The sequence below is a fragment of the Stenotrophomonas sp. 21LCFQ19 genome, assembly GCF_056861425.1.
This window is the reverse complement of sequence record NZ_JBSPUF010000012.1, coordinates 51,809-66,156: the sequence shown is the minus strand read 5'-3', so window position 1 is coordinate 66,156 and position 14,348 is coordinate 51,809. Positions and strand designations below refer to the sequence as shown.

The 14,348-nt window shown below is 63.5% G+C and carries 16 protein-coding genes; all 16 read right to left on the bottom strand.

The window, feature by feature from the left end:
- Nucleotides 1-108 precede the first annotated feature (108 nt).
- Nucleotides 109-699 (bottom strand): hypothetical protein, encoded by a 591-nt coding sequence (locus tag AC13FW_RS14165; protein WP_482989485.1) that lies wholly within the window; start codon nucleotides 697-699, stop codon nucleotides 109-111.
- Nucleotides 690-1,532 (bottom strand): hypothetical protein, encoded by an 843-nt coding sequence (locus AC13FW_RS14160; RefSeq protein WP_482989484.1) that lies wholly within the window; start codon nucleotides 1,530-1,532, stop codon nucleotides 690-692. The genes AC13FW_RS14165 and AC13FW_RS14160 overlap by 10 nt, the downstream gene beginning before the upstream one ends.
- Nucleotides 1,522-2,691: a hypothetical protein gene (locus AC13FW_RS14155; RefSeq protein WP_482989483.1), complete on the bottom strand. Its 1,170-nt coding sequence runs from the start codon at nucleotides 2,689-2,691 to the stop codon at nucleotides 1,522-1,524. Before AC13FW_RS14155 ends, AC13FW_RS14160 begins: the two co-directional genes overlap by 11 nt.
- Nucleotides 2,681-5,413, bottom strand: coding sequence for a tape measure protein (locus AC13FW_RS14150; RefSeq protein ID WP_482989482.1), 2,733 nt, complete (start codon nucleotides 5,411-5,413; stop codon nucleotides 2,681-2,683). Before AC13FW_RS14150 ends, AC13FW_RS14155 begins: the two co-directional genes overlap by 11 nt.
- A 178-nt stretch (nucleotides 5,414-5,591) precedes the next feature.
- A complete protein-coding gene (locus tag AC13FW_RS14145) occupies nucleotides 5,592-6,026 on the bottom strand; it encodes a hypothetical protein (RefSeq protein WP_482989481.1) in 435 nt (144 codons plus the stop codon).
- Nucleotides 6,023-6,772 carry a phage tail tube protein gene (locus AC13FW_RS14140; RefSeq protein WP_482989480.1) on the bottom strand — a complete coding sequence of 250 codons (750 nt, stop codon included), beginning with the start codon at nucleotides 6,770-6,772 and terminating at the stop codon, nucleotides 6,023-6,025. Before AC13FW_RS14140 ends, AC13FW_RS14145 begins: the two co-directional genes overlap by 4 nt.
- Before the next feature lie 33 nt (nucleotides 6,773-6,805).
- The gene (locus AC13FW_RS14135; protein WP_482989479.1) at nucleotides 6,806-7,249 is read right to left on the bottom strand and encodes a hypothetical protein; all 444 of its coding nucleotides are present in this window, start codon (nucleotides 7,247-7,249) and stop codon (nucleotides 6,806-6,808) included.
- Nucleotides 7,242-7,562, bottom strand: coding sequence for a head-tail joining protein (locus tag AC13FW_RS14130; RefSeq protein WP_482989478.1), 321 nt, complete (start codon nucleotides 7,560-7,562; stop codon nucleotides 7,242-7,244). Before AC13FW_RS14130 ends, AC13FW_RS14135 begins: the two co-directional genes overlap by 8 nt.
- Nucleotides 7,559-8,323, bottom strand: a complete 765-nt coding sequence (locus AC13FW_RS14125) for a hypothetical protein (protein WP_482989477.1) — start codon at nucleotides 8,321-8,323, stop codon at nucleotides 7,559-7,561. Before AC13FW_RS14125 ends, AC13FW_RS14130 begins: the two co-directional genes overlap by 4 nt.
- Nucleotides 8,320-8,817 (bottom strand): lysis system i-spanin subunit Rz, encoded by a 498-nt coding sequence (locus AC13FW_RS14120; RefSeq protein WP_482989476.1) that lies wholly within the window; start codon nucleotides 8,815-8,817, stop codon nucleotides 8,320-8,322. Before AC13FW_RS14120 ends, AC13FW_RS14125 begins: the two co-directional genes overlap by 4 nt.
- Nucleotides 8,814-9,359: a lysozyme gene (locus AC13FW_RS14115; RefSeq protein WP_482989475.1), complete on the bottom strand. Its 546-nt coding sequence runs from the start codon at nucleotides 9,357-9,359 to the stop codon at nucleotides 8,814-8,816. The genes AC13FW_RS14120 and AC13FW_RS14115 overlap by 4 nt, the downstream gene beginning before the upstream one ends.
- Nucleotides 9,352-9,639, bottom strand: coding sequence for a holin (locus AC13FW_RS14110; RefSeq protein ID WP_482989474.1), 288 nt, complete (start codon nucleotides 9,637-9,639; stop codon nucleotides 9,352-9,354). The genes AC13FW_RS14115 and AC13FW_RS14110 overlap by 8 nt, the downstream gene beginning before the upstream one ends.
- A gap of 60 nt (nucleotides 9,640-9,699) precedes the next feature.
- The gene (locus AC13FW_RS14105; protein WP_482989473.1) at nucleotides 9,700-10,056 is read right to left on the bottom strand and encodes a DUF2190 family protein; all 357 of its coding nucleotides are present in this window, start codon (nucleotides 10,054-10,056) and stop codon (nucleotides 9,700-9,702) included.
- Between the two features lie 85 nt (nucleotides 10,057-10,141).
- On the bottom strand, nucleotides 10,142-12,475 hold the full coding sequence (locus AC13FW_RS14100; RefSeq protein WP_482989472.1) for a ClpP-like prohead protease/major capsid protein fusion protein: 2,334 nt from the start codon (nucleotides 12,473-12,475) through the stop codon (nucleotides 10,142-10,144).
- Nucleotides 12,472-13,998, bottom strand: coding sequence for a phage portal protein (locus AC13FW_RS14095; protein WP_482989471.1), 1,527 nt, complete (start codon nucleotides 13,996-13,998; stop codon nucleotides 12,472-12,474). Before AC13FW_RS14095 ends, AC13FW_RS14100 begins: the two co-directional genes overlap by 4 nt.
- Nucleotides 13,995-14,270 (bottom strand): primosomal replication protein PriB/PriC domain protein, encoded by a 276-nt coding sequence (locus AC13FW_RS14090; protein ID WP_482989470.1) that lies wholly within the window; start codon nucleotides 14,268-14,270, stop codon nucleotides 13,995-13,997. Before AC13FW_RS14090 ends, AC13FW_RS14095 begins: the two co-directional genes overlap by 4 nt.
- Nucleotides 14,271-14,348: the final 78 nt, after the last annotated feature.

Sequence of the window (14,348 nt, the reverse complement as noted above, 5' to 3'; positions counted from 1 at the left end):
CCAGTTGAGCCCGTACCGGTAGAAAAACGCCCTCGCGCCAGCACGGCAGAAGCCGGGTCGCGGGCTATAGCCAGGAATAGTGAAGAGATGCCGAACGGTGACAATCATTTAGAGATCCCCGTCCAATGAATCGTCGCCGTGCTCGCTGTCGCCATCATCCCAACCACCCCCAAACGGGTCATCCACGCCTCCAAGACCAGACACGTTCCACTTGTCGTCCAGCCATGCCTCAATTGGATTTGTCGTACCGGGAAGAATCCCAGGCGTCCATTTACCCTTTCCGCCTTTCGATTTGATCGGTTTTGTGCCAAGTGGCAACCAGGCAAGAATGAAACTGTCATCAACCCAGCACGTACCGAAGTGGTGCTTTACCGATTGCCCATCTTCAACAGACGGCGCATCGCTCGATGCCGGCTTGGCCTGCTCAACTTTTGGTCGCATTGCGTAGGAAATAGCTGCCGAAACAACCAGCATGATCAACTGCACGACCCACCAATACACCGCTTTTACCGGTTCTCCAGCCGGCGTTGGCACGATTGCAGCGGTGGCGATGCGGATCAGCTGGATAACAGCGACAAGCACTGCGATGCAGAACACCACAACCTGCGCACCTGCGCCGCTCGGAGTGTCAAGCCACCAATACCGTGCACGCCAGCTGTAGATACCGGCCTTGCGGCGGAGACTACGGATCAGCCCCATGACATGCTCACTCCATCCATCGGGTTCTTCACCGGTTTGTAGATGCTCCCGCCATAGTTGATTGTGTTGTCGCGGGCCTCGCATGCCACCCAGGTGCGGGGGCAGGTTGGCCACGCGCTCACCTCCGTTCCTACAGGTAGCCCGGTTGCGCCGAAAAGAAGTGATATACCGGCGTCTGTGTGGCCTGTAATAGACCGACGATCCAGCAGCCCGTCCGGTCGGACCCAGGTGATGAACCCGCCGGCCAGCGTGTACGGTGCAGCAGCGAACTCTGCAACAGTGATGCCGGCTGCAGTCACCGTAGCGGCCACGCCGCTGACCTTGAATGCAGCGCGGTCGAGATTGCAGCCGCGAATGCCCGTCGAATACGGCGTCTTGCAGCATGTGCGCTGCCACTTCATTCCCTGCCCGCGAGCGCGGCTGAAGCCATTCGTAGGCTCGCAGACAAGCTCGAGCTCCGCATCAGTGAACTTCGGTTGGATGGCTGTGCCCATCCACTCAACCGCGGGCGCATCGCCGCTGCTCGCGTCGTAGGCGAGGCACACGACGCTAACCGGATCGGTGGGAATGTTGGGGAACCAGTTGTCGCCCAGCTCTTGCGTCGGCGGATACTCCGGCGCGACGGGGTCCAGCAGGTAGCTCAAGGTGATGCTCAGTGAATCCTTAGCTCGCTCAACGGTCTGCTTGATCTCGCCGCGCTCGATCTGCGAGGCAACGTAGGTGACCCCGCCGATCACCAGGTCACGATTGCCGGAACAGTAGCGCCAGACCTTGCTCTGCCGGGTGAAGACGAACAGGTGCACGGGCTGGCGGCCCCAGCGCTCAATAACCATGGGCGATCTCCTTGAAAGAGAAATCGATCGATGCCACGTCATCCTTCCACCACCGCAGCTTGACGATATCCGCCGACTGCGCGGCCAGGAACATCCACCCGCACTCAACGACAGATGACGTCGAGAATGCCGGCAAGGATTCACTCACCGTCAGCCGCTCTATCGTTCCGCCAACGGCGCCCACGGCCAGCACGCGTCGATAGAGCAAGGTGCCATCAGCCAGGCGGATGCGAATATCACGCCGTGATGGAAGAAGCGTCTGGCCAGCCAGCCCACAAGCTTCAACATCGAGCGACAGCGCGCCCGCTGCCGCTGCTGCAGCGACGCGAAGCTCCTGGCCGTAGGTCGGAACCCACACGGCACCAAAGCGCCCCGCAAGCGCGTACAGGCGCGACAGCAACGCACCGATCTCCGACGCACCGACGGCGGTGTAGCTAAAAGCCAGTTCTGGCAGAGCGTATCCGCGCTGGTCATAAGTGAAGATCGCGGATGTGCCCGTGTCTCGCGCCAGAAGCTCACGTGTCGGCGCCCAACTCGGGTCCACGCTCCAATCGACGGGGACCTCAAGCACAGGGAAATCTCGGTAGACGCTACTCTCGACCGGCAGAGCTACCGGAATATCCCCATCAAGCGCGAACTCAAGCCGCAAGTACGACGAGTTACCATTGAACCTGAACACCGCAGGCAGCGTGTAGAGCCGGCCATCGTAAAGCGGGAAGGCCTTGGCTCCAGCCGGCCATGACGCGCCGATGGGCCCCGTCAGGGCAATCGCGCTGCCCGCGACGCTTTCAATGCTGCATACCTCCTGCCGCGCGCCATGCGTGAGCAGTATCTGGCCGCCGGCTACGAAACATGGAGCGACACCAGCCACCGACAGCGCACTGCCACCTGCCGCAACGTCGGCAGTGAGCACGCCACCACCCGCCGGGAGCGGCAACTTCCACGGCAGAGAGCCGCGGGCAGAGAGCTGGTTCTCCAGCGTGCGGCGTTTGGCCCCCTCCGTCAAAGAATCAAACGACACTGTGACACGCGGCGCATCACGAAGCCGACGATGCTGCTGGTTTCCCGTACCCGGCGAAAGCACTTCGGTCAACCATTCGAACTGCCACGCAATATCACCGCCAATGGGGTAATCCCACAATGGGGCATCAGTTGCCACGCGACAGCCCTCCCCAGTTGTTGCGCACGTGGGTGATCACCACCTTTTCACCCGCAGAACTCGCCAGCGCGTTGGCTACTGCGTCATCGCCGATGGCCACAATGGGCGTGGTCACGCCACCTCCTTCCTTGGCACTCAGACTCGCCTCATAGGCCGCAGTCTGTCGGCGCGAGAGCACCCGTTCACCGGTCTGCAGGATCGCTGGCACTTCGTCCGGCTTCAGGCCCGCAATACCACCGCTGTGATATCTGGGAGCGTGCCCGAACAACATGGGGTTGACGCGCATCCTTACGGCGCTTTGCCCAGCCATACCACCAGTGTGCTGGACCGGTACCGATGCGCCAGCTGCGGCACCGCCTCCACCCCACATACTCATTGCAGCCTTGATCGCACGCAGCGCCATCTCCTGCGCGATCATCTTCGCCACGCCTGCCACGAAGCTCTTGACCATATCCGCGAATGCATCCTTGAAGGACTTCGCACCCGTGGCAAGGTCACCCAGGAAATCACCGAAGGCGGAGGAGCCGATGTCTTCGATCTTCTGGCGCCATACTTGCTGCGCCGCTATGACGTTGCCGATTTGTGCGTCAATTTCCTCGATGCCGGCCACCGCTGCGGTCTGCTCCGGGGAGCCCTTCTGCATGCCCTCCATGGCCAGGCGGGAAGCTTCGCGCAGGGCGCGCAGCTCAGTCAGCGCCTTGGCGCGTGCTTCAGCCAACTGACGTTCACCCTCGCCGTAGCCGAGCATGCCACCACTCACCTGGGCGCTGATGCTGGTTTCCTTGGCCTGCAGGGCGCTGGTGATCTTCTGGCCGGCCGCCTTCAGTTCGTCGAGCTTGGCCTTGTCTACCAACCGCTCGATGAGGTTGCGCACCATGGCCTTGCCGGTTTCATCGGTCTCGGCCTCAAGCCGCTTGAACAGCTCCAGGTACTGGCCCTCCAGCTTCGCGCGCTCGGCATCGCCGGGGCGCCCGTCCAATTCCATGAGCCGAATCTTCACGTCGCCCAAGGTCTTGGCCAGCTCCTCCTCAGCCTTCTGCTGATCGCGCGCAGCAGATCTAGTAGCATCAGCGCGGTCGCGCTGCAGCTTGATGATCTGCTCTTCGAGCTTCTGACGCTGCGCACCGTCCTTCGTCGCGGCAAATTGCATACGTGCCTGCTCGATCTCCAGATCGATGGACTGCTGCTGCAGCTTCAGGCGCGTGGCGAAGTATTCCTTCAGCCCGATTTCGTTGCCCTGGTAGAGCCGATCCAGCTCAGCCAACGCGCGGGTGACGGAATCGCGCATCAGCGCGTTGGACGCGGCAACGACCTTGGCGGCGTTGCCCTTGCCGTTCGAAGTGCCGCCACTGCCGTCGGGCGAATCTTCAGACGGCTTGCCACGTACACGCGCCGTCGTTGCTTCAATGTCCGCGAAGAGCGCGGAGACACCGCGCGTCAAATCCGCCGCATCGCTGCGGATCATGTCACTGGCGGTTTGGAAGGTGTTGATCAGTGACTGACGTTTCGCCGCCATGCCATCCATGACCTGGCCAACGCCTGCGCCGAACGCCTTCATCGCTGCGAGCGGGCCTTCATCCTTCAGGGCCTGCCAGCTGTTGGAGATGTTACGGAATGCACCGCCCACATAGTCGATCAGGCCGCTGGCCACGGTCATGGCTGCGTCATTAAGAGACACCAGGGCCACGGTGATGATCTCGACGACGTTCTTGACGACGATGCCGGCGGCGGCCACGACCCGGAAAACACTGGCGAGGAACTGGCCCACTTCACCCAGCCAACTGGTCTTCTCCCCCAGCGAATCGGCAGCCGTCTCCGCGCCCTTCATGGCTGTCGCCAACTGCACCATCACGGCCAGAATCGGCTCAAACAGCTTCGGCAGATCAGTGGCCACGTCACGCAGGAGCCCGACGAATGCCTGCGTGGAGCCCGTCGCTTCGTTCTGGCCACCGATGAAGCGGACAAACGCGTTGCGGATCTGCTCGAACGCACCGCCGATGGTCTTCGGCATGCGCTCATACTCTTCGCGCAGGGACGCCTGGTCCTCGATCAGCGCCTGTGCAAGGTCCTTGTTCGAGACCTTGCCGGCGCTGACGTAGGCCTTCACCTGCCCCGTGGCGATGCCAAGGTGCTTGGCCAGCGACTGCACGATGCGCTGGCCGCCCTCATTGATGCTGTTAAATTCTTCGGCCTGCACCCGGGTGCTGCCTAGCGCCTGGCCGAACTGGCGCATCACGCCATTAGCTTCTTCGCCGGTGCTGCCCGAGATGGCCAGCGCCATCGAAACGGCTTCCGTCAGTTCCAACTGCTTCTTCTGGCTCAACCCCACCTGTTCGGCGGATTGCGAGACCTTGTTGTACAGGCCTACGGTCTCCTTCCAGCTGGCCTGCGTGCGCTGGGCAATGTCGAAGGTTTCATCCTGCGCGGCGTTGAATTCCTCTTGCGACTTAGTCGCCAATCGCAGGCGGCCGGCGATGCCGGCGGCCTCATCGGACACAGACGCCAGCGCACCGAGCGTGCGCAACGATGCGTATGCAGCGACGAATCCCAGCAGCTGCTGCCTCGCGGCCTTCAGCCCACTTACCCAGCCGGACGTATCGGGCGATGTGCGCTCAGACTCGCGGCGCAACCGCCCCAAATCGCCGCGCAGCAAGCTGAGTCCTTGCCGAATGTCGGCAAGGTCGGCGGAAATGCGTACGCGGAGATTCGGGTTGGTGGCCATCAATCGCTCAGGGTTGTGAGGAACTTTTTGAAACCGTCGGCGTCGTACTGCGCGGCGCGAGCGGTTACGGCATCGTCGGCGAGCCGGCGGCGCCGGCTGCGCTCAGCCGCTTCGGTGAAGCACCGAAGCTGGCCGAGCGTGTACTGCTGGATCTCGGTGAAACTGTGCCCCTGCTCGATCAGGAGCTGGATGGCGTCGGCCCAACCCCAGGCAATTGCCTTGCCATGCCGGCCAGGAGCGGAACGACGTTCTGGGTAAAAAAATCGCGGTTCACCCGAATGCAGACCTGCGCCAGCTTCAGTACGTCATCGATAGCGCCCTCTTTCAGCTCGGCCTCGGTGACGCCGCTGACAAGTGCAAGTGCGACGAAGAAGCCGTCGCCCGATTCGCCAATGAGCTTCAGCAGCGACGGCAGATCCACGTCCACTTCTTCGCCTTCGCCACTGACGACGCCATTGGCAAATAGCGCCTGCAGCATCGGGCCCACGGCGCGGATCAACGGCGGCACATTGCCGGCACGTACCGGCAGCACGTCTAATTGCCTGCCGGCGAACTGCACGGACGTGCTGGCCGGCGCCAGCACGTGCACGTCGTCGGTTACGGCGGGGGTCAAGCCACGTTCTCCTGCTCGACCACGAAGTAACGCGACAGGCCTGCTGCCTTGGTGGTGTCAGCCTGCAACGAGCCAGTCACTTCGCCGGCGCCGTAGTCATCGCCAATGAGGCCAAGTTGCTGCATCAAGCCGCCGCTCATCTTGTGGACGCTGATTCGCACGGCCTTACCACTCTGCGCTTCGTTCAGGCCGAGGAACAGCGCCTGGTACTGCTTGGCCGGGTTTACCAGCGCCTGCACCTTCGTCTGGGCTTTGTTGGCGTAGCTGACCTTGATGTTGGCGGCACCCGCCACCGGCTCGGGAATGCTGCTTTCGGCCGGAATGAAGATACCGCCGTCCTGGAAGACATAGTCGGTGTCGGCAACGTAGACGGTGGCCTCGGTGGCGTCCTTCACCGAGGTGACGGCCGATGCCAGCTTGGCAAGCGGCGTGTAGCCACCCACATAGGCGACAACGGATTCGTCCACTACGTTGCCAGCGACGACAGCCTCGGCGGTACCGCGCAAGGCGCGGGCAAAGTTTTCCGGTGCAAAGTCGTGGAACGTATACCCCAGTTCCACACCGGTCAGGCGCTCAACTTCGTTGCGCACGCCGCCGCCGGGCGCGGTGTGGTCGGGCAGCGTCTTCTTCTCGCTCTGCGGGCTGAGCGTGAGGGCGGAGCAGTTGCCGATTTCGACGTAGGGCGCAGTGGCGCCGAACTCACGAATCATCAACTTGCCGCTGCCCAGGTAGCTTTGGTCTTGCATGAGGGTGTCTCCGGTTGTGCCGCGGGGCGGCGGTTAGCGATTGCGGATGGGGATGTTGGAGGTGTAACGGAGCAAGGCACCTACCCAATCGGCCCCTGGTGGGGCGCGCAGGTATTCCATGCTTTGGTAGTCCGGGGCCTGGAAGCCGAGTGGCCACTCCTTTGGCTTGCCATGCAGCGCCTGCTCGATGTCCTGCACGGCAACATCAATGACGGCCTCGGCTTCCATTGCTGCGCGGCACTTCACGACGATGCCCACCGTCGTGAGGCGATGCGTGTTTGTGACTGCCGAATCGCTCGCGCGCTCCTGCTTCTCGACGTACACGGCGATGCCATCGTCCACGTGCTCGGGATCGAGCTGCCCGGGCTCCAGCGTGACCACGGCGCCCAGGCTGGTGCTGTATTCGCCCCCGGCGACGATCCCGGCCAAGCAGCGCTCGAATGCAGCCAGAAGCTGCTTGCGCGGTGATTCAGCCACGGGCCACCTGCCAGCGACTCAGTGAGCCGTCGTCGCGCAACTTGTCGGTGAGCTTGTAAATGTCGCCGTCCACGACCACCACCGCGCCGCGCACCGGGTCAAGCTCGGTGCGCAGGAAGCTCACGGTGACGTTGTCACCGGCAACCGGCATGGGATCATCGCCCCAACTCAGCACGCCACGGTCAACCAGCACACGGCAGGCAATGGGCTGGCCGCCGGGCGCGGTGTATTTCGCGTCATCGCCCATGCCGGCACCGATGGCACTGTTGATTGCCATGGAATCGAACGCGGCAAGGAAGGCCTTCTGGCTCACGACCGCCCCCGATGCCGCGACGACTCCAGCGCCTTGGCCAGCTCGCGATTGAAATGGAACGGCATCAGCAAATCCCACTGCCGCTGGGCCAGCACGAAGATGTTGTAGCGCGGGCGGTAGTTGGCCTGGCTGCTGAAGATGAAGACACTGCGCACGGCCGAGCCGAACGCAAAGCCAACGCGCTCGTAGATGCCCGGCAGCAAACGTCCACGCCGCTGCTGCAATGCAAAGTATTCGCCGCCGCGCTTCCGGCGACCACGGCGCTTTGCACTAGCCTCGGTGCTGTTCTGATACCTGTCCTGACGCGCGCCCAATTGCGACAGAATCTTGCTTACCTGGCCGGCACTGACGTTGCCGTAGCGGTCGAGCTTGGCGCCTTCGCCGGCAATGGCAAACATGCCGGGCGGCATGACTCCCTTCTGCTGCAGCAGAACCTCGAACCCCTTCTTGCGGCGCTGTCCGCCGTCGACCTGCGCGAGCAGGTACTTCGCCGGCGGCGTGCCACCGACAGCTTCGTCGCGCAGGTAGACCTCGGCAAACAGCTTGGCGCGGGTAGCCTTGCGGTACTGCGCGGCGCGCTGCGTGAGCGGCACCGGGCGGTCAAACACGCGCGGCGCGGTGCGCGCCCACACCTGCCGAATCTCGAACGCAGTGGCATTGCACGCCTGCATCACCGCGAACGGCAGGTTCTGCCGCTCGATCTCGCTGAACTGCCGGGCCAGCATGTTGTCCGCATCCACAGCGATACGCACGAGGCTCACTGAGTACCCCCAGCAGCACACAGCCGCGCGAATGCCTGCAAGCCAGCTACCTGGGCCTCGCAGGCGGAGGCGGCTCCAATAATTCTGCCCGCACTTGCTTCACGGTCTGCGGCGCCACCATTAACGCCGCTGGCGGCTGCGGCGGCCGTGGACAGTTCGCCTGTAGCGACTGCAGCTTGCCAGCGCTGGTGCAGCCGAAGGTTGCCAGCACGCAGATCAGCAACAACACGATCAGATGCAGCTTGCGCATCAGCTCTGTCCTTTTCGAATTGAGCAGCAAGCGCACTGGCCTTGGCGGCGTTGCTGCGCTCGATGGTGATGACGTTGTTCGCCTGAGCCAGTTCGGCGCGGGCGCTGTCGCGCTCACTGGTCGCCACGTCACGGGCGACTGCGGCGTTGTCGGCGGCTCGGTGCGCGATGGCAACACTGCCGCGCTGCCACACCAAAACGGCGAGCAGGGCAAGAATGATGGCGATGAGGATCCGGGTGATCATTGCGCCACCTGCTCGGCCAAACACTTGGCGTGGCGCTCCTGCTGACGCGTCCACACACCACCGCAGCGGGTATTGAGCTTGCCGTTGACCATCGTGCTGCAGTCGTAGCCAGCCGAATAGCGGTAGCGCAATAGCGCATCGCAGGCGGCACGGTAGTCGCCGGCCAGCAGATTGCGACGCATACTGGACTGCTGCCAGTTGCCGCTGCCGTACTGGTAGGTGAAATCCAGGTACAGGTCGTACTCACCCTGGGTCAGGGCAACACCCGGCAGCGAGGCGCGGAACTGTGCCTCATCGCGGGCGATGTGTGCCTGGGCGGTGTGAAGGGCGCGAACTGGATCCAGGCGGTCGCCCATGCGCACGCGGGTACCATCGGCATGCACGGTGGAACCGAAGCCCGCGGTGGGCACGTCACCCGTGGTCGGGATGACGGCCTTCTCCGTATACCCTTCGCGGGTCACGATGCCGATCAGGCCGGCAGCCGACAGGGCCAGCGCAGCAACGAGGATTCTTACGGGGGATTTGCTTTCGTTGTCAGACATGGTGGTCCACCTCACGCTGAAGCCGGCGCATCTCCAGCGCATGGCGCTGGGCATTACGACGGTCGTCGCGGAACTTGAAGATCACAGTGACCAGTAGGCCCAACAGGCCGATGACCACACCGCTCACCGCTGCCATTTCGCTTGCGGTGAGCCCGAAGAAGACGGCTCCCACACTGCCGCCGTAGGTGGTGACCTTGGTGGCAACGTTGACGGCATTGGAGGTTTGATTTGCCATTTCAGCCAGGCCCTCGCTGCGCACAGTCATCCCCTGTTCGTTCATCTGGAAGCCCCGCCATCACCCACGGCACCCGGCCGTTCTGTGGGTGATGACGGGCATAAGTCAGGCCTTCAGTGCACCTGCACCTGGCGTCAGCTTGGCCAGCACCGCGGGGGCACCATTGCCGGCATCGGCGACGGCGACAGCGCAGTTCTCTAGATCTCCGGCCGCAGCAGCGGCGACGATGAAGCGACCCGCAGATGCGGCCCAATGCAACTTGGCGCCGTTGGCAACGACCGCGGTTCCCAACTTGGGCAGCTCGAACACGCCCTCAATCTGGGCACTGCCCTTGCTGCCAGCGGGGATATCCACCAGTGCGACGGCCAGCACGGCACCGACGATGGCGGCCTGGCCGCTGGTGAGGTTGGCGGAAGCGGTGATATCGATCACAGCGCCCGGGAATTTGTAGTTTTTCGCCATGACGTTGGTCCTCAAGTGGCGTTGTTGGATTCGATGCGAAACGTGCTCGGTGCAGCCGGCGGCTCGAGGCCGCCGGCTTGTTCCGTTACGCGCCCGGGTTGCGGGCCGCGCCGCGCCAGCCGACAGCCCCGACGCCGTACTTGTGCACGACCTTCCAGCTCAGGCCGTCGGTGCGGAAGTTGTTCTCCTGCTCCAGTACGGGCGTCTGCACGCCGTTGAGGAACGCCACTTCGATGACCGGCTCGATGCCCGGATCGGCGAAGCCGTACCACGCCTTGCCGGCACCCAGGCGCGGCGAGGTGATGATCTCGGTGAAGGTGTTGCGCGCGATGTTGGGCAGCTGGAACTTGTTGCTGACGTCCGGGTTGTACTCGGCGCTGTTGACCAGCCCGGCCTTGCCCTTCATCGCGGAGGTGCCGAGGAAGCGCGACAGCGTGATATCCAGGTAATCGTTACCGCCCGGATCCATCTGACTCTCGATCAGCTGGCGCATCGCATCGAACGCATCGACGCTGATATCGGCACCGGCGGCGATGTTGTTATGGTCAGCGTGGAACAGCGTCTTGCCGTCGCTCATCACCGGGCCGAGACCGCCGTTCAACGCCAGCAGCGCGTAGACATCCTTCTCGATGGTGCGACCAGCGGCTTGGCCCAGCGCGGTTGTGATGCGGACGAAGGAACCCAAATCATCGTTGACCAGCACTTCCGGTGTGATCTGCAGGATGCGGCCCTTGCGCGCGCCCTTGATGGTTTCCTTCTCGCCATCGCCCAGCACGCCATTTTCGTACTCGCCCGCCTCGTTGACCGGCTTGAGGTCGGAGAAGCCGGCAAGGTGATAGCGGTTGTGCGGACGGTAGTCCGACAGGGTGCCGGTGGAGCAGAAACGGTTCCAGGTAAACGCCTGCAGGTTGTAGGCGCCGATCAGGATCTTGTGCAGGGTGTTTTCCAGCAGCACCGGGAAATCACTGGTGGTCTGCACGGCCAGCACGCGGCGGGCGATTTCCTCGCGGTCCATGCTGCGAGTGTTGACGCCGGCGCGGATCAGCGACTGCTCGGCCAGGCCCAACAGCGTTGTATTGACGTAGGGGTTGCCGTCACGCGCCTGCACGGCGGCATCGCCGGTGAGCACGCCGGCACGGGCCAGCAAAGCGTTGATCTGGGCACGGCGCTGGTTGTCTTCTTCCGGCACCACGTCGGTGATCTGCTGGTTGAAGCCACCATTCAGCGGCTGGCCACTGGCAGCGAGCTTGGCGAGCAGCCTGCCCTGCGCGACCTCGGCGGTGATGGTGTGATCGCCCAAGCACTCGTTCTCCAGCGCGGCGACGCCGGCCACGTCGCGGAACCCGGCGAACACGGTGCGGATGGACGAGGCGCGGGCCGACATGGCGGCAAGCACGTCGCTGACGGTCGGCGCGGTACCGGCTGCAACAACCGGAGCGGGTGCGGTGGCGACAGAGGCTGGTGCTGCTGGTGCAGCGGCCGCGGCCGGGGTGGCCGGAGTGGCGGCGGCAGTGGTGGGGGCAGCAGCCGGAGCGGTGCCCGCCTGCGCCATGATCAGTTGGCACTGCTGTTTCATGCTGGAGTCCTCAAGTTGGGCAACGATGGCCCGCTGGTGTCCCTCGCGAAGCGAGGCGAAGGCAGCCGCCGTGGTGGTCGACTGGATGCGGTGACGCAGCGAGGCATGCACCGCGCCGCTGGTGTTGGAGATGGCCGATACGTAGGACAGCAATGCGGCAGCAGCCACGCTACTGTCTGCGGGTTCGGGCTGCACGTCAGGAATGATCTCGTCTGCCAGGCCGAGTGCGACGGCGTCGGCCGCGGTGAGCCAGTGGTCCTTGCGGTCGGTGAGCATCGTTTCGATGTCGGCCGGGTTCTTGGCTCGTGCGGAATAGCTCTCCAGCATCGAGCGACCGTACACGTCGATGGCGTCTGCGCGATCGCGCAGGTCGCCTGCAAAGCCCCAACCGCCGCCCTGCGGGCCATGCACCATCATCATGGTGTTGGCGTGCATACGACGGGTACTGCCGGCCATGGCGATCAGGCTGGCGATGCTGGCGGCCACACCGTCGACAGTGACATTAATGGTGGCCGGGTGCTGCTTGAGCGCGTTGTAGATGGCGAGGCCATCAGTGACAACGCCTCCATCGGAGTTGATGCGCACGTTAATGACGCTGGCGTTGGTACCGGCCAACTGCTCCACCACACCCATGGCGGTGACGCCTTCGCCCCAGTAGTAGTCGCCGATGGGACCGTAGATCAGCAGTTCGGCCTCGCCACCAGCGGTGGTATTGAGTGCCAGCACGGACTTGCCTTTCGACTCCGGCGCCAGCGTTTCCAGGCCGATGTTGTCGAAGGAGAACGATGTGGCCAGCACCAGGGCGATGCCGGCGTGCAGCCGGTGCGGGTGAAGGTGATTCATTGGGTGTCCTCGAATGAGTTCGGGATTTCAGCGCCGGCCGCGCGCGCCTGCGTAACGCCCGCATTGCTGACCTGCTTCGGATCGCTGTCCAGCGTGATGCCCAGCTCATTGGCCCAGGCACGCTCGTTGCGGATCTCTTCCAACGTGTCGTACATGCGCCCGCCACGCTCGCTGATGACGGACGTGAGCGAGCGGATGCCGGCGCGGATCATCATCCGTAGGCCGGTGGCTTCGTGGACGGGGTTGATCCACGGCATCACCGGCGGCATGAACATGGCATCGGAAACGGTGGCCCGCGAAACGCCGGACGGGATCACCAGCTCACCAGACGCGATGGCCGCCTGGATGAAGCGTTCATAGATGGGGCGCACGATCTGCGAGATGACTTCGTACGCGAGCACGCCATAGGCACCGTACTGCTCCACCAGCTCCTGCCGCTGGGCGGAGTACGTGCCGTTGTAATTCTTGGACAGCGAGGAAAACGAAACGCGCATGCCGCCAGCAACAGCGCGCAGCTGGCCGTTGCGGTAGGTTTCAAGGTTCGGGTTGGGCCGGTTGGTATCGACGGTTCCAACGCTTTCGCCCTGCACCAGGTCATCAAACACCATGCCAGGTTGAAAGCGCATGCGCCGGCCGCTGGGCTTGTCTTCGCTCTCGCTGTAGCTCTGCGGATCGCCCTTGATGATGAAAGCGGCCATACTCGCCGCGATCTTTGCGGCGACGCGCTCGGACTCCTCATAGTCCTTCAGGTCATCCAACCGGGTGAGCACGGAAGCCAGCACGCTGACTCCGCGCACTTGTCCGATGCGATCCACCATTTTTGCGTGATGCACGAAATCCGCGCTGACGCGCTTGATCTCCGGCATCAGAACGTTGGGGTCGCCGGGATGCTGCTTGTATAGGTGGTAGGCAACGGGGCGACCCCACGCGTTGCGCTCCACGCCCTGGATGATGTTGCGCGTGGAATCATTGAGATCGAGCGGCATCAGGTCCGGTTCTATCATCTCGATGCTGTAAGGCACGGTGGTGCCGTGATCGAGAAAAGGAACCGGACCGATCAGGTCCTGATACAGGCACTCGCCATCCCGGAACAGGGTGCGGGCCATGAGCCGCTGCGCGGAGCCGAAGTCGTGGCACCAGCTGACTTCCGGGCGCTTCCAGAAATCACGTAGCAGCGGCGTGATCTGATCCACCAGCGATTCCACGATGTCGCCGTTTGCATCGCGTGGCTGCGGCTCGATGCCAATGCCGTCTCGGCCGATGACGTTCTGGACCATCTGGTTGAAGCCGTTGACCACGATGTCGTGGTTGCGGTCCAAGTGGCGGGCTTGAGTGCGGATGCGGACGGATCCGCTGGCCACCACGGCGTTTCCGGAACCGAAGTCGCGCGCGGACTCCCGCAGGCGCGTGGGGTTGGCCGCATCGTAGGCCGAGCTGTACGCGGCGATTTTTGCGCGGGCACGGGCGCGCATGGCGCCCCAGCCGGGCGAGATGGCGGCGATGGCGGAATCGAGCCGGTTCATTCGCGGCACCGGAAATCAGCCAGCGCGACCGACATGCGACTGCCGCCACGAGCTTCAGACGCGACACGCGCCTCCCACTCACGACGACCGGCGCGGATCTCGGCAAGATCGGCGCGGGTGAGCTGACGCTCGCCCATGCGCCAGGACTGACCCGACAGCACCGCCTGCTCGGCGTTGATGTAGGTCTGCAGCATGGTTTGTGCGGTCGTCGCCATGTTGCATAGCTTGAAGATCCGCCCGTCCCAACTGTTACCAGAAAGCTGGGACTGCAAGCCAATCTATTCCTTGAAAATCAGCAGCTTGAAAATCCATCGTCCCAGTCTTTGCCACTAGACTGGGACGGATGAGAA

What these genes read in the sequence shown, in the direction of transcription:
- AC13FW_RS14115 (WP_482989475.1), bottom strand. Translation starts at nt 9,359, where the DNA reads ATGTCTGACAACGAAAGCAAATCCCCCGTAAGAATCCTCGTTGCTGCG.
- AC13FW_RS14120 (WP_482989476.1), bottom strand. Translation starts at nt 8,817, where the DNA reads ATGATCACCCGGATCCTCATCGCCATCATTCTTGCCCTGCTCGCCGTT.
- AC13FW_RS14165 (WP_482989485.1), bottom strand. Translation starts at nt 699, where the DNA reads ATGGGGCTGATCCGTAGTCTCCGCCGCAAGGCCGGTATCTACAGCTGG.
- AC13FW_RS14140 (WP_482989480.1), bottom strand. Translation starts at nt 6,772, where the DNA reads ATGCAAGACCAAAGCTACCTGGGCAGCGGCAAGTTGATGATTCGTGAG.
- AC13FW_RS14105 (WP_482989473.1), bottom strand. Translation starts at nt 10,056, where the DNA reads ATGGCGAAAAACTACAAATTCCCGGGCGCTGTGATCGATATCACCGCT.
- AC13FW_RS14110 (WP_482989474.1), bottom strand. Translation starts at nt 9,639, where the DNA reads ATGAACGAACAGGGGATGACTGTGCGCAGCGAGGGCCTGGCTGAAATG.
- AC13FW_RS14100 (WP_482989472.1), bottom strand. Translation starts at nt 12,475, where the DNA reads ATGAATCACCTTCACCCGCACCGGCTGCACGCCGGCATCGCCCTGGTG.
- AC13FW_RS14160 (WP_482989484.1), bottom strand. Translation starts at nt 1,532, where the DNA reads ATGGTTATTGAGCGCTGGGGCCGCCAGCCCGTGCACCTGTTCGTCTTC.
- AC13FW_RS14095 (WP_482989471.1), bottom strand. Translation starts at nt 13,998, where the DNA reads ATGAACCGGCTCGATTCCGCCATCGCCGCCATCTCGCCCGGCTGGGGC.
- AC13FW_RS14150 (WP_482989482.1), bottom strand. Translation starts at nt 5,413, where the DNA reads ATGGCCACCAACCCGAATCTCCGCGTACGCATTTCCGCCGACCTTGCC.